12 protein-coding genes are annotated in these 13,846 nt (G+C 69.9%); 4 read left to right on the forward strand and 8 right to left on the reverse strand.

What is annotated here, in order from left to right:
• Positions 1-185 precede the first annotated feature (185 nt).
• The gene (locus tag LBN7_RS07090) at positions 186-2,450 is read right to left on the reverse strand and encodes a DEAD/DEAH box helicase (protein ID WP_407361369.1); all 2,265 of its coding nucleotides are present in this window, start codon (positions 2,448-2,450) and stop codon (positions 186-188) included.
• A 276-nt stretch (positions 2,451-2,726) separates the two neighbouring features.
• Here LBN7_RS07090 and LBN7_RS07095 point away from each other — a divergent pair, with 276 nt between their 5' ends.
• On the forward strand, positions 2,727-3,623 hold the full coding sequence (locus LBN7_RS07095) for an aldose 1-epimerase family protein (RefSeq protein ID WP_407361370.1): 897 nt from the start codon (positions 2,727-2,729) through the stop codon (positions 3,621-3,623).
• A 121-nt stretch (positions 3,624-3,744) separates the two neighbouring features.
• On the opposite strand, the gene LBN7_RS07100 is transcribed toward LBN7_RS07095, so the two are convergent.
• The 4 genes from LBN7_RS07100 to LBN7_RS07115 form a co-directional block, all read right to left on the reverse strand.
• Positions 3,745-6,963, reverse strand: a complete 3,219-nt coding sequence (locus LBN7_RS07100; RefSeq protein ID WP_407361371.1) for an efflux RND transporter permease subunit — start codon at positions 6,961-6,963, stop codon at positions 3,745-3,747.
• A gap of 16 nt (positions 6,964-6,979) precedes the next feature.
• Positions 6,980-7,579: a TetR/AcrR family transcriptional regulator gene (locus LBN7_RS07105; protein WP_407361372.1), complete on the reverse strand. Its 600-nt coding sequence runs from the start codon at positions 7,577-7,579 to the stop codon at positions 6,980-6,982.
• Positions 7,580-7,657: 78 nt separating this feature from the next.
• On the reverse strand, positions 7,658-8,017 hold the full coding sequence (locus tag LBN7_RS07110) for a fluoride efflux transporter FluC (protein WP_407361373.1): 360 nt from the start codon (positions 8,015-8,017) through the stop codon (positions 7,658-7,660).
• Entirely contained in the window at positions 8,014-8,403 is a 390-nt protein-coding gene (locus tag LBN7_RS07115; protein ID WP_116634085.1) for a CrcB family protein, read from the reverse strand. Before LBN7_RS07115 ends, LBN7_RS07110 begins: the two co-directional genes overlap by 4 nt.
• 77 nt (positions 8,404-8,480) lie before the next feature.
• Between LBN7_RS07115 and LBN7_RS07120 the strand changes: the two genes are divergently transcribed.
• Entirely contained in the window at positions 8,481-10,010 is a 1,530-nt protein-coding gene (locus LBN7_RS07120; RefSeq protein WP_407361374.1) for an FAD-dependent oxidoreductase, read from the forward strand.
• Positions 10,011-10,019: 9 nt separating this feature from the next.
• Here the strand turns inward: LBN7_RS07120 and LBN7_RS07125 are convergent, their stop codons facing one another.
• From LBN7_RS07125 to LBN7_RS07135, 3 genes are all read right to left on the reverse strand, one after another.
• Positions 10,020-10,841 (reverse strand): nitroreductase family protein, encoded by an 822-nt coding sequence (locus LBN7_RS07125; RefSeq protein ID WP_407361375.1) that lies wholly within the window; start codon positions 10,839-10,841, stop codon positions 10,020-10,022.
• 4 nt (positions 10,842-10,845) lie between these two features.
• Positions 10,846-11,220, reverse strand: coding sequence for a hypothetical protein (locus LBN7_RS07130; protein ID WP_341946528.1), 375 nt, complete (start codon positions 11,218-11,220; stop codon positions 10,846-10,848).
• Positions 11,221-11,341: 121 nt separating this feature from the next.
• Positions 11,342-12,121, reverse strand: a complete 780-nt coding sequence (locus LBN7_RS07135) for a MerR family transcriptional regulator (protein WP_116634081.1) — start codon at positions 12,119-12,121, stop codon at positions 11,342-11,344.
• Between the two features lie 213 nt (positions 12,122-12,334).
• Here LBN7_RS07135 and LBN7_RS07140 point away from each other — a divergent pair, with 213 nt between their 5' ends.
• Both LBN7_RS07140 and LBN7_RS07145 read left to right on the forward strand, forming a co-directional pair.
• Positions 12,335-13,177 carry a DUF4097 family beta strand repeat-containing protein gene (locus LBN7_RS07140; protein ID WP_341946529.1) on the forward strand — a complete coding sequence of 281 codons (843 nt, stop codon included), beginning with the start codon at positions 12,335-12,337 and terminating at the stop codon, positions 13,175-13,177.
• Positions 13,174-13,806, forward strand: a complete 633-nt coding sequence (locus LBN7_RS07145) for a PadR family transcriptional regulator (protein ID WP_341946530.1) — start codon at positions 13,174-13,176, stop codon at positions 13,804-13,806. Before LBN7_RS07140 ends, LBN7_RS07145 begins: the two co-directional genes overlap by 4 nt.
• Positions 13,807-13,846 lie beyond the last annotated feature (40 nt).

Here is a 13,846-nt window from a genome sequence, read left to right on the forward strand (position 1 = left end):
CTCAGCCCGACACTGCGATCTCAGCCCGACACTGCGATCTCAGCCCGACGCGGTGTTCTCAGCCCTGTGCGGTCGTTCACAACTCAGCAAGAACAGTGCCGAAAGGGCCCAGGACATGTCGTCCCGGGCCCTTTCGAGCGAATATTGCTGAGTTGTGAACGCGCCGACCTCTCGGCCCGGGCGACTCAGCTCGTGAGAGCCGCCGCGGTCGGCATGCGACCGGTGATCTCCTCGATGATGTCGTCATCGAGACGCGCGTTCTCGAACGGGGCGTCGATCTCGGCGCGGTCGAGCAGCTCGGTCATACGGCGCTGACGCTGACGCGTGATGAGCGTGACCACGCGACCCGAGCGACCGGCGCGGCCGGTGCGGCCGGAGCGGTGCAGGTACGTCTTGTACTCGTCGGGGGCATCGGCCTGGACGACCAGGTCGATGTCGTCGACGTGGATGCCGCGGGCCGCGACATCCGTCGCGACCAGCACGTTCACGCGGCCCGAGGTCAGACGCTCCAGGTTGCGCGTGCGCTTGGCCTGGTTCAGGTCGCCGTGCAGCGAGACGGCCGGGATACCGGCGTCGTCGAACTGCTCGGCGAGCATGTCGGCGTAGGCACGGGTGCGGGCGAACACGAGAGTCTTGCCCTCGCGGTCGACGAGCGAGGTGAGGATGTCGGCCTTGTCACGGTGCTCGATCACGAGCACACGGTGCTCGATCGTGCTCGAGCCCTGGTCCTCACCGGCGACCTCGAAGACCGCGGGATCGATCAGGAACTCGTCGACGAGAGCCGCGACCTCACGGTCGAGCGTCGCCGAGAAGAGGAGCTTCTGGCTGCCGTCCGCCGTGTGCCGCAGGATGCGCTGCACGGGCTCGACGAATCCGAGCTCGCACATGTGGTCGGCCTCGTCGAGCACCGCGATGCGGCAGTCGGAGAGGTCGAGCTTGCCCTGGTTGATCAGGTCCTCGATGCGACCGGGGGTGCCGATCACGATGTCGACGCCCTTCTTGAGCGCACCGACCTGACGACCCTGGGGCACGCCACCGTAGATCTGCGTGGTGAAGAGTCCGACGCTGCGCGCGATCGGCTGGATCGTGCGGTCGATCTGCAGCGCGAGCTCGCGCGTCGGAGCGAGGATGATCGCGCGCGGCGACCGGCCGAACTCACGGCGCTTGCCGGCCTGCGACTTCAGCACGTTCTCGACGAGCGGAGCGCCGAAGGCGATGGTCTTGCCGGAGCCGGTGCGGCCGCGGGCGAGGACGTCACGGCCCTCGAGCACTGCGGGGATGCTGGCGGCCTGGATGGCGAACGGCGATGCCGCTCCCAGACCGGCCAGAGTCTCGACGATGTTCGAGCCCAGCCCGAGATCGCTGAAGCTCACGCCGTCGACCTCGACCGCCTCGACGGACTTCGCCTCGAGGCGCTCGTGAACGACGTCGGCGCCCGGCTCGAACTTCGCCGCCGCAGGTGCGGGGCGGCTCGTCGCATTCCAGTCGTTGCGGCTCGGACGCTCGTTGCGGGCCGGACGCCCGCGGGTGTCCGAGGTCAGCGGACGCACGCGCTCGGTGCGGTACGCGCCGCCGGTCGACGGACGGGTCCGCTCGCCGCCGCGGGAATCGCGCGCGTCGCGGTCGTATCGCGGGCGCTCGGTGCGGTCGGACGAGGTGCGGTCGTCGCGGCGGGGACGATCGTCGCGCGGCGCGTCGAACGAACGCTGCGTGCGATCGCGGTCGAAAGCGCGGCGCGCGCGATCCGCATCGTACGAGCGCTCCGGGCGCTCGGCGCCTCCGCGGTTCGGGCGGTCGTAGCCACGACCCTGCGGCGCGGCACCCCGATCGTCACGACGCGGACGCTCGTCACGATCGAAGCGCTGGCCACCGCGGTCATCGCGGTAGCTGCCGGGACCGGTGGGACGCTGGCCGCGGCGGTCGTCACGGACCGGACGTCCGCCGTCGCGGTGATCGTTGTCGCGGAAGCCCCGACGCTCGGTCGATGCCCCGCGGTCATCGCGGCGCGCACGGTCGTCGCGATCGAAGCGCTGACCACCGCGGTCATCGCGGTAGGTGCCGGGACCCGTGGGCCGACGGTCGTCACTGCGGTGGTGCGGCGCCTCGCGACGGCCGGACTCGGCGCGGTTGCGGATGCTGCGGGCCTCGTCGCGCCCGGCGCGCTCCTGCGCGTTCCAGCGCTGCTTCGGGGCGCCCGACTCGGCCTCGGCCGGACGATAGCCGCGGTGACCGGCGCTGCGGCTGCCCGGTCGACGGTCGTAGCCGCCGGCGGCGGGGGCGGTGCGGCGTTCGCCGGCATCCGCACGTCCGCCGCGCTCAGGGCGGGCGCCGTCACGGGCGGCGTCGCGGCCACCCGCGTGACGGTCGTGGAACGAGGTCTTCTTGGCGCCGTAGCGCGGCTCGAAGTTGGCGGAGGGTCGTCCGCCGCGGGGCTTCTTGTTCTTGGGCAAAGCAGGTGTCCTTCTGAGTTCTCGCACGAGAACAGCGCTGCGCGCACGCGCGAGCACCCGGTGCTTCCTCGCAGAGGAGATGAAGCGGGGTTCCGGACTGTCAGCGGCCGGGGCCATTCATGTGATGGTTGATTTGCGTCGATCGACGCTCACCATCGGCCCCTGGACTCACACTTCTTACACAAAAACGTCCGCGCCATGCGCGGGTGTCCGAAGCCGACCGGACGAGTCTAGCGGTCGCACCTGAGAGAGTCATCCGCGCCATACGATGGCGAGGTGAGTTCCGCATCCCCCACCGGCACCCAGGTGCACCTCCAGTCCGGCGACGTCTCGGCCCAGATCGCCCAGGTCGGCGCCTCGCTGCGTTCGCTCCGCATCGGCGACGTCGACCTCGTGACCCCCTATGCGCTCGACATCCCGACCCCGTCGTGCTCCGGCGTGGTCCTCGCACCCTGGCCGAATCGGGTGCGCGACGGGCTCTGGGACGACCGGGGGACCGCGCGCCAGCTCGCCCTCACGGAGCCCAAGTTCCGCAACGCCAGTCACGGGCTGCTGCGCTTCTCGGCCTACGAGATCGAGCAGACGGATGCCGCCGCCACCCTCAGCGCGACGATCGTGCCGCAGACCGGATACCCGTATCTGATCGAGACCTCGGTCACCTATCTGCTGACGGACGCCGGCATCGAGGTCGTCCACGTCCTGACGAACCGGTCGGCCGAACCGGCGCCGGTCGCGCTCGGCACCCACCCGTTCGTCACGATCGGCGATGCCGACCCACGCGACCTCGTGCTGCGGGTTCCGGCCCAGACCGCGTTCGTGACCGACGAGCGGATGCTCCCCACCGGCACACGTCCGGCCGATGCCGCTCTGCGGGACGGCATCCGCCTGGGCGACACGACCCTCGACACCGGCTTCACCGATCTCGCGCGCGACGAGGACGGGCTGGTCCGCACCACGCTCACGGCCCCCGACGGCCGCCGACTGACTCTCTGGCAGGGCGAGGGCTTCGACTTCGTGCAGGTCTACACCGCGACGAACTACCCGGGTCAGGACCTCGCTGTCGCGATCGAGCCCATGACGGCGCCGGCCGACGCGCTCAACAGCGGCCTCGGCATCCGCCGTCTCGCCTCCGACGAGTCCTGGACCCTGCGCTGGGGCATCACGCTCGGCTGATTCGCCGCGGTCTCGTCGCGGGGCCGTTCATAACTCCGCAAGAACGGAGGCCACCGGGGCGGGAATGGTCGATTCCGCCCCGGCGGTCCGGATTCTTGCTGAATTGTGAACGCCGTGGCGGCTAGACGAGCCCGCGGTCGCGCAGCTCGCGGCGCGTCAGGTGCGACAGATCGGGCAGACCGCTCGCATCCACGGTGACCGATTCCGGCGATCCGTCCGCAGACGCGGGCGCCCCGGGATCGACCGGCGCGTCCGGATCGGAACCCGCGCCCGCGGCATCCGATCCGCCGCCCTTGCGGGCACGGCGCCGCTCCTTCGCACCCTCGACGAGGTTGTAGAGCGTCGGCAGCACGATCAGGGTCAGCACGGTCGAGGAGAGCAGTCCGCCGATCACCACGATCGCGAGCGGCTGCGAGATGAAGCCGCCATGCCCCGTGATGCCGAGAGCCATCGGGGTCAGCGCCAGGATCGTCGCGAGCGCCGTCATGAGGATCGGCCGCAGTCGCTTCTCGCCACCGGCCTTCACCGCCTCGACCGTCGACAGACCCTTCTCCCGATACTGGTTCACGAGGTCGATGAGCACGATCGCGTTCGTCACCACGATGCCGATCAGCATCAGCACGCCGATCAGCGACGCCACGCCGAGCGGCACGCCCGTGACGATCTGCAGCAGGATCGCGCCGGTCGCCGCGAACGGCACCGACACGAGCAGCAGCAGCGGCTGACGCAGCGACTTGAACGTCGCCACCATCACGACGTACACGATGAGGATCGCGGCCAGCATCGCCAGACCCAGCTGCGAGAACGAGTCGGCCTGCTGCGAGGCGACACCGCCGACCTCGGCGGAGGCGCCGTCTGGCAGCTCCGCGGCGGCGAGCGCCTCGTTCACCGACGCCGTCGCGGTCGCGAGGTTGTCGGATGCCGGCGGCACGGTGATCGTCGCGGTGCGGCGGCCCTGCTCCGTGGTGATGGAGGTGGGGCCGTTGCGCTCCTCGACGGTCGCGATGTCCTGCAGCTGCACGATGCCGAGCGGGGTCGGGATCGCGAGGGCCTTCAGGGCGTCGATGGTGGTCGGCGGCTCCGGTGTGACGATGTAGATCGTCAGCGCGGTGTCGTCGATCTCGACGGTGCCGGCCTGCTGCGGGCGCATGGTGCTCGACACGATCGACCCGACCGCGACCTCAGACAGCCCGCGCTGGGCGGCCGCCGCACGATCCACCACGACGGCGATGTAGGGCAGCGATGCCGCCAGGTTGTCGGTCACCTGGCCGACTCCGGCACGACCGTCGAGCTCGTCCATCACAGACGTCGTCGCGGTCTGCAGGTCATCGGCGTTCGACGCCGAGACGGCGATCTCGATGTCGCTCGAGCCGAAGCCGGCGGATGCCGCCACCGACACGTCGCCGACCTCGTCGCCGAGTCCGTCGATCGCGTCCTGCACGTCGGCGCGCAGCTTCTCCTGATCGGCGTCACCGTCGGTCAGCACCGAGTAGGTGACCCCGGCCCCACCCGAGAAGGCGTCGCGCAGCGCCGAGCCGCTCGACCCGATCGATGCCTGCACGTGCTCGATGCCGTCGATGCCCAGCAGAGCGTCCTCGACCTGGACGGCGGCCTCCGACTTCGCCTCGAGGCTCGCGGTCGGACCGAGGTCCTGGGTGACCGTCATCGTGTTCTGGCCCGAGTCGCCGAGGAAGTTGACCTTCATCAGCGGCGCGGCGGCGAGCGTACCGCCCAGCACCACCACGGCGAGGATCACCGTGACGACCGAGTGCTTCAGAGTCCAGCCGAGGATGGGCCGGTACCGGCGCTGCAGCCATGTGGGCGGAGCATCCGGGTGCTCGGGGTCGATCGCCACGCCGTTCTCGTCGAGCAGCGGCTTGCCGGGGCGGAGGAACCAGTACGCGAGCACCGGCACGATCGTCAGCGAGACGAGCAGGGACGCGATCATGGCGATCGCCACGGTCATCGCGAACGGACGGAAGAGCTCGCCGACCATGTCTCCGACGAACACGATCGGGAGGAACACCGCGACGGTCGTGATCGTGGATGCCGTGACGGCCATCGCGACCTCGCGCACCGCGAGCCTGATCGCATCGCCCTTGTCGGCGTCGCCGACATAGTGACGTTTGATGTTCTCGATCACGACGATGGAGTCGTCGACCACGCGGCCGATCGCGATCGTGAGCGCGCCGAGCGTCAGGATGTTCAGGGAGTAGCCGAAGGCCTGCAGCCCGATGAAGGTGATGAGCACCGAGGTCGGGATCGAGATCGCCGTCACCAGGGTCGAGCGGATCGACAGCAGGAAGACCAGGATGACGATCACCGCGAACGCGAGTCCGAGAAGGCCCTCCGTCGCGAGGCTCTCGATGGACTGCACGATGAACGGCGCCTGGTCGAAGATGACCGTGAACTCGGCATCCGGGAACGCCTTGCCGATCTCGTCCAGCGCGGCGAGCACGCCCTGCGAGACCTCGACGGTGTTCGCGGCAGGGAGCTTGGTGATCGAGATGGAGAGCGCGTCCTTGCCGTCGACGCGCGAGATCGAGCTGATCGGGTCGGACTCCTGCGCGACCGTCGCCACATCGCCGATTGTCAGCGCGCTGCCGACGAGCGGAAGAGCGGCGATCTCGTCGACGGACGTGATCTTCGCGCCCGTCTGGACGGTGAGGGTCTGGCCGTTCTCGGTGATGTCGCCGCCCGGGAAGAGCGTGCCGTTCTGCTGCAGCGCCGACGTGATCGCCTGCGTGCTCTGACCCTCGGCGGCCAGCAGCGCGAAGTCGGGGGTGATGGTGATCCGCTGGCCGACGCCACCGATGAGCTGCGCGGCGTTGACGCCATCGACGTCTTCGAGGTCGGGGATCGCGACGCTCTGGAGCTCTGCCTGTGCGTTGTCGGCATCCTCGAATCCGGTCACCGCCACCTGGATCACCGGGAAGTCGTCGATCGAGACCGCGAGCACCTGCGGGCTCACGTCTTCGGGGAGCTGGCCCGAGATGCGGTTGATCGCCTGCTGGATCTTCTGCTCGGCCGTCGCGAGATTCGTTCCGTAGGCGAAGGTCGCCTGCACGATCGACGCGTTCGTGGTGCTCGTCGCCGTCGTCCCCTCGAGGCCGGGCACACCCTGGATGGCGGATTCGACCGGCGTCGAGACGTCGTTCTCGACGACCTCGGGCGACGCTCCGGGGTACGTCGTCATGACCATGAGGTTGGGCAGCTCGAGCGAGGGGATGAGCTCCTGCTTGAGGTTGGTCAGCGCCAGACCGCCGAACACCGCGGCGACGATCGTGATGAGGGCGATGAGCGCCCGGTTCTTCAGGCTCAGGACGGCGAGATTCGACACGGCGGATTTCCTCGGTTCAGGGTGCGGACGGCGCAGCGGTGCGACCGGGGCTGTCATCATTCTCGGGCATGCCGAGGAGCTGGGTGAGTGCGGTCTCGATGAAGGCGCGATCCGGGGTGGTCTCCCGGATCTGGGTGCTCCACATGACCCCGTCGATGAAGATCATCGCGGCTGTCGCCCTGTCGTACCCGTAGGCAGGCTCGAGCAGGGCGACCAGCTGCTCGGACAGGTGCTGCGCGAGCCTGCGCAGGCGGGGGTCGTGGATGGCGGCGGTGACGACGGCCCGATCGGCTTTCACGGCCCGGGCGTCGTCGAGGCCCTCGGTGATCAGGTCGGCGATCACGGCCGGGCTGACCCCGCGCTCGGCGAGGGCGATGCGCACGCCGTCGAGACGCGCGTCGACCTCGTCCGCGAGGGCGCGGAGAGCGGCGGAGCGGAGGTCGTCGAGCGTGTCGAAGTACTGGGTGGTCGCGCCGAGCGGAACGCCGGCGCGGGCGGCGACCATGCGGTGCGTGAGGCCGTCGGCGCCGACCTCGACGATCAGCTCCGCCGCGGCGGTGACGATCTCCCGACGGCGCGCTTCAGGGTCACGTCGACGACGCGTGCTCTCCCCCATCGGGCACCCCCTGGACTTCCGTACATGTACGTTTGTACATTTTCGGATTGTGAGGATGCTGGGAGCCGTGCTCGCGCCTCAGAGCGCAGCGCCGAGCATGAGCCCGAGCCCCGCCGCGGCGAGCCCCAGCACCAGCATCCCGACCGCGTTGACAGCGGATGCCGGGCGCTCGCCGTCGCGCCAGAGCGCGACCGTGTCGAGCATCGCGGTGCTGAAGGTCGTGTAGCCGCCGAGCAGACCCGCGCCGAGGAGGAACGCCGCATCGGGCAGCGCGGTGGTCACGAGGCCGAGCGCGAAGGACCCGGTGACGTTCACGATGAGGATGCCCCACGGGAGACGGCGGCCGGCGAGACGCGCGACGCCGAGGTCGGCGAGGTAGCGCAGCACGGCACCGATTCCGCCGGCGAGGGCAGCCGCGACGAAGAGCAGCAGATTCACGACGCGGCCTCCGTCGTCCGGCGCGGGCGGCCGAGTCGCAGGCCGAGAGACGCGGCGGCGACGCCCAGCACGAGACTTCCGAGGGCGTAGGCCCCGGCCAGCAGCGGCGCGTCCGTCCACAGCGCCAGCGTGCCGGTCATGAACGCGCTGTATGTCGTGAACCCGCCGAGCACGCCGGTGCCGAGCAGCAGTCGAAGATCGGTGGATGCCGCAAGGCGCGCGGCGACGACGCCGATCAGGAACGCCCCGAGGATGTTCGCGACGAGGACCGCGACCGGGAATCCGCCCTGGTCGGGGATCGCGAGCCCCAGCCCCAGCCGGGCCGCCGTGCCGATCGTCCCGCCGAGGGCGACGAGCAGGACGCGGCGGAAGTTCACTTTCGTCACTGTAGTCGCCTGTGGCAGCGCGGCGCCCCGATGTCAAGGCAGTGGGTCCTGAGCTGCCGAGGGCGTTGACTGAGCGCATGAATCCGCTCTGGAAGACCGGCACGCTCCCGTCCCTCGGCTCGCCGTTCGAGCCGGGCGCCTCGCACGATGTCGTCATCGTGGGAGCGGGGCTCACCGGCCTGAGCACCGCGGTGATGCTGACCCGCGCCGGCCTCGATGTGGCCGTGATCGAGTCGGGCGACATCGCCGAGCTCGCGACCGGAGGGAACACCGGCAAGCTCTCGCTGCTGCAGGGCAAGCGGCTCGCCGAGATCCGCCGCCACCACCCCGCCGCGCTCGTGCGCGCCTACGTCGACGCGAACCGCGAGGGCATGGCGTGGCTGATCGCGTTCGCCGACAGCGCGGGAGTCCCGTACACGTGGCGCACGGACCACTCCTACGCGCAGACGCCCGACGGACTCGAGACGGTGCGGGCGCAGCATGCCGCCGCACGCGAGGCGGGACTGGCGACGAGGATGCTGACTCCGAGCGACCTGGATGCGACCCCGTTCCCGGTCGCCGGAGCCGTCGCGCTCGACGACCAGGTGACGATCGACCCCGTGGTGATCACGCGCGCCCTCGCAGGGGAGTTCCTCGAGGAGGGCGGGACCCTGCACACCGGCATCCGCGCCACCGGCGTTCACGCACTCCCCTCGGCGCGTGTCGAGACGGCGGAAGGACCGCTCTTCGCCGACCACATCGTGCTCGCCACCGGAAGCCCCCTCCTCGACCGCGGCCTGTACTTCACCAAGACCAGCGGGATGCGGTCGTACTGCGTCTCGTTCCGCGTGCCCGGCGAGGCGCCGACCGGCACCTTCCTCTCGGTCGACGCGTCGACCCGCTCGATCCGCCCGGTGACGGAGACCGACGGCCCCGCCGGCACGGCGCAGCTCGTCGTCGGCGGGAACGGCCACCCGGTCGGACGCTCGGACAGCGAGGCCGCGGCGATCGAGGACCTGGTGTCGTGGACCGCGCAGCACTTCCCGGGCGCGGAGGAGACGCACCGCTGGTCGGCGCAGGACTACACCTCGCACAACCAGATCCCGTTCGTCGGAGCGATGCCGCGCGGACTCGGCGCGATCCGATTCGCCACCGGCTACGCGAAGTGGGGGCTCTCGAATGCTCCGGCCGCGGCACTGCGCCTCACCGCCGAGATCCTCGGCACCGGGTGGCGCGACCGGCCCCGCTGGATGAACGCGCTGGCCACACGGCTGACCGTGCCTGCCGATCTCGCGACGGGCGCGGTCGAGGGCGCCAAGGTCGCGGCGGCCGCCGCCTCCGGGTGGGCGGGCGCCGAATCGCGACAGATTCCAGTCCCCCGCCCCGAGGAGGGCAGCGGCGTGCGGGCCAACAGAGCGGGGCTCCCGGTCGGGATCTCGACCGTCGACGGCGTCACACGGGCGGTCTCGGCCGTGTGCACGCATCTCGGCGGGGTGCTCGAATGGAACGACGCGGAGTGCACCTGGGACTGCCCGCTGCACGCCTCCCGCTTCGCTCCCGACGGCACGCGCATCGAAGGCCCGGCACTCAAGGACCTCCCGGAGCTGCCGCGGGTCGGCCGCCCCTGACGCCCGGGCTCACGATTCGTGCGTGAGCCTTCCGGTCGGCGCGTCATCCCAGCCCTGCTGCGGAGAGTCGCAGGTCTCGCGGAACACGTACTGGGACGCGAGCTTGCGCTGGCTGCTCGACCAGTCGATCGCCGGACGGCGCTGCTCGGGCGGCAGGTAGCCGAGCCGGTACACGGCCATCAGCTCGAGATCGTCCGGCACCTTCAGCAGGCGGATGATCTCCTCCCACCGACCGGGCACCTCCATCGGGAAGGAGATGAACTGGATGCCCATGCCGAGCTCGACCGTGGTGAGCCAGATGTTCTCCATGGCCGCGCCCATGCTGAACACCGAGTAGAACGACGAGAGCTGACCGGGGCGGTACTCGCTGCGATCCAGCATGACCCCGAGCAGCAGCGGGGATCCCGCGACGAGCTTCCGGTTCTCGGAGCCCAGGGTCTTCGGCACGCCGAACGTGTTCATCAGCGTCTGGCCGCGCTTGGTGAACACCTGGCTCGTGAACGGCCGGAGCGCGGCAGGGAGCTTGTCGAACAGCATCCCGCTGCGCTTCTCCTCCATCTCGGCCTCGCTGAAGCGGAAGTACGGCTTGTACCGCTCGAAGAAGGTGCCGTTCGACATCGCCTCGGTCATGCTCTCGCCCGAGATGCGCGCGATCTCCTCGATGGTGTCGCGGCTCTCGATCACGACGAACCGCCAGGGCTGACTGTTCAGCTGGGAGGGAGCGCGTCCCGCCGCTTCGAGCAGCAGACGCTGGTGCTCCTCGGAGACCGGATCCGGCAGAAGCGGCCCGTTCGTGGTCTTGCGGCGGCGGATGGCGTCGAGCAGTTCCATGCGTTCACTTCCGGTCGGCTCGGAGCGAGCACACGAGGCCCGCGAGGAGGAAAGGGGCGGCGGCGAGCGCGGTGAGCGGATGCCGGCGACCGTGGGTCCCGAGATACGGGATGGCCGCGAGAGGCGCGGCGGCGGGGAGGAGCAGGAGGGCCGCACGGCGGCTCGCTTCGCGCGGCGCCGACCGGAACAGGCCCACGACCACAGCGGCCGCGGTCGTCGCGCAGGTCGCGATGTAGATCGCGTGGTGCACCCACCGGAAGTTCGTGGTGTCGACGACTCTCGTCGCGACGGCCGTGCCGAGGGCGACGTTGGCGGTGTACGCGGCGGCGGCAGCCACGAACAGCGGCGCAGCGGCGCTGCGTCGGGGTGGCTGCCTCATGCCCCGACCCTACGCCTCACCGCCGGATGCCGAACCACCCCTTGCGCGCGAGCGGCCCCCTTGAGTGCGACCACGAAGGGGTGGCTCGTACGCAAAGGGGCCGCTCGGGTGCGGTGCGACGCTAGAGGTTGCCGTCCGCGTAGATGCGGAGCGCATCGCGGACGAACTCCGCGCCCTGCGTGCCGCCGGATGCGGTCGCGTAGTTCGCGCCGAAGCGCGGGTCGGCGACATACATCTCGCCGAGCCCGATCACGTAGCCCTTGACGTCGCCGCCCGGGACGGATGCAGGAGTGCCGGGCACACCGGTCAGCCACTCGACGTGGCGACGGGCGACGGCCTGAGCCTCAGCGGATGCCGGATCGACACCGCTCTCGGCGGCGGCGATCCAGTCGCGTGCGAGATCGGACACGCGCTGCTGCCAGTCGGCACGCTCGGCATCCGTCATCCCGCGCCACCAGCGGTCGCTGTCGGCGTAGGCCTTCTTGCCCCAACGGTCCTCGACCTCCTCCTTGTACCGGGTGTGGTCGAAGCCGTCGAACATGTTCTCTGCCATGAGTTCTTCACCTCCTCTCAATGCGTCGATGGTGGATTCGACCGACGCGATCTGTCGCGCCAGCCGGGTCTGCTCCTCGCGCAGCAGCGCGAGATGGGTCTGCAGGGCGGATGCCTCCTCACTCTCCTTCGCGAGGATCTCGGCGATCTGCGGTAGCCCGAGCCCGAGTTCCCTCAGCAGCAGGATGCGCTGCAGACGCACGAGAGCCTGTCCGTCGTAGTGGCGATAGCCGTTGGTCGCGATGCGCGACGGCGGGAGCAGCCCGACGTCGTCGTAGTGACGCAGCGTGCGGCTGGTGGTTCCCGCGAGCCGCGCGATCTCCTGAATGGACCAGTCCTTCTGCTCCATCTGCAGCCTCCTTCCGTTGTCGATGTCTCGACTCTAGAAGTTGACGTTACGTCAAGGTCAAGCCGGCATCGGGATTCGGAACAAGGCGCTGCCCTGACGCGGGCGGCGCCTTTTCTGTGAAGTCAGCCGGCCCTCTTGACATGATCGAGATATATCGTGTTACTCTCAATCCACACGATATATCTCGATCCCCCGAAACCAGGAGAAGCAGACATGACCGAGAAGTGGCTCATCGCCCCCGGCGAGGAACGCGTCATCGACATCGAATCCATCAGCCGGCTCAAGGTCGGTCTCGTCGGCGGCCAGGTCGACATCGTCGCGCACGACGAACCCGGCATCCGCATCGAGGTGCACGGCGTCACCACCAAGGACCTCCGCATCGAATCCCACGACGGCGAGGTCGAGATCGACCACCCGCAGCTCGGCTGGGACAACTTCCTCGAGGTGTTCCGCAACTTCGGCTCCGGCGGCCCCCGCGCCGAGGTGAGCGTGGCCGTTCCGCGGTCGATCGCCCTGAACCTCGGCGTCGTCAGCGCCGGCGCCCTGGTATCCGGCATCCGCAACGACGCCCGGCTCAACACCGTCTCCGGCGACATCATCGTCGACACCCTCATCGGCGACCTCAACGTCAACTCCGTCTCGGGCGATGTGCAGGTGCGCGGACTCACCGGCTCGATCACCGCCAACAGCGTCTCGGGAGACGTCGCCGTGACGGGCACGGTCCGCAAGGCCACCGTCGATATCGTCTCCGGCTCGACCCTGGTGGATGCCGCGGGCGACGTGAACACCATCAACGTCAACTCCGTCTCGGGCGGGACCACCGTGCGCCTCGACGAGTCGCTCGCCGCGAACTACGTCATCCGCTCGCTCAGCGGACGCCTGCTCATCGACGGCGTCGAGCGCAGCTCCTCCGGCCCCAGCAACTACACCGGCACCACCGGCGAGCTCGCCGGACGCTTCGTCGACCTCCGGGCGAACTCCGTCTCCGGCGGCGTCACGGTGCTCCGCCGCGCTCCCGAATCGATCACGAACGACGCGGAGTGGGAGGAATCATGAGCCCCGCCGTCTTCTCCCACGGCGACCTTCGCCTATACCTGCTGTCGCTTCTCGCCGAAGCGCCGCAGCACGGCTACGGCATCATCCAGTCGCTCACCGATCGCACCGGGGGCACCTACACTCCCAGCGCCGGCACCATCTACCCGCGACTGGCGAAGCTCGAGGAGGAGGGCCTGGTCTCCAAGACCGTCGACGGCCGCACCACCATCTACGCGATCACCGATGCCGGCCGCGCCGAACTCGCGTCGCGCGAGGGCGACCTCGCCGGCATCGAGGCGGGCCTCACGGACTCCGTGCGACTCATCGCGAACGAGGTGCGCCAGAGCGTGAAAGAGGCCATGAAGAGCCTCCGGGCCGACCTCGCCTCGGCAGAGCACGACGAGCGCTCGGCCGCGAAGAGCCGACCGCGCGCCGCGTCGGATGACGCCCGCATCATCAGTCGCGAAGAACTGCACCGTGCGGATGCCGTGGTCAACGCCTTCCGCGCACGGGTGCGGACCGATCTGCGCACCCACGTCGCGAAGGGCGGCGTGCTCCCGGCATCCGTCGTCAGCGAGCTCGAGGACGGGCTGGATGCCGCCGCGCACGCGGTGACCCGCGCGCTCGGAGCGCTCGGCTCCGGCCGCTGACGGGGCGGCCACGAGAGGCCCGGTGTCCGTCGAGGACACC

The sequence above is a fragment of the Microbacterium sp. LBN7 genome, from assembly GCF_045690345.1.
GTDB lineage: Bacteria > Actinomycetota > Actinomycetes > Actinomycetales > Microbacteriaceae > Microbacterium.

Coding starts and splice junctions, on each gene's coding strand:
- LBN7_RS07120 (WP_407361374.1), top strand. CDS start 8,481: ATGAATCCGCTCTGGAAGACCGGCACGCTCCCGTCCCTCGGCTCGCCG.
- LBN7_RS07130 (WP_341946528.1), bottom strand. CDS start 11,220: ATGAGGCAGCCACCCCGACGCAGCGCCGCTGCGCCGCTGTTCGTGGCT.
- LBN7_RS07140 (WP_341946529.1), top strand. CDS start 12,335: ATGACCGAGAAGTGGCTCATCGCCCCCGGCGAGGAACGCGTCATCGAC.
- LBN7_RS07135 (WP_116634081.1), bottom strand. CDS start 12,121: ATGGAGCAGAAGGACTGGTCCATTCAGGAGATCGCGCGGCTCGCGGGA.
- LBN7_RS07105 (WP_407361372.1), bottom strand. CDS start 7,579: ATGGGGGAGAGCACGCGTCGTCGACGTGACCCTGAAGCGCGCCGTCGG.
- LBN7_RS07125 (WP_407361375.1), bottom strand. CDS start 10,841: ATGGAACTGCTCGACGCCATCCGCCGCCGCAAGACCACGAACGGGCCG.
- LBN7_RS07145 (WP_341946530.1), top strand. CDS start 13,174: ATGAGCCCCGCCGTCTTCTCCCACGGCGACCTTCGCCTATACCTGCTG.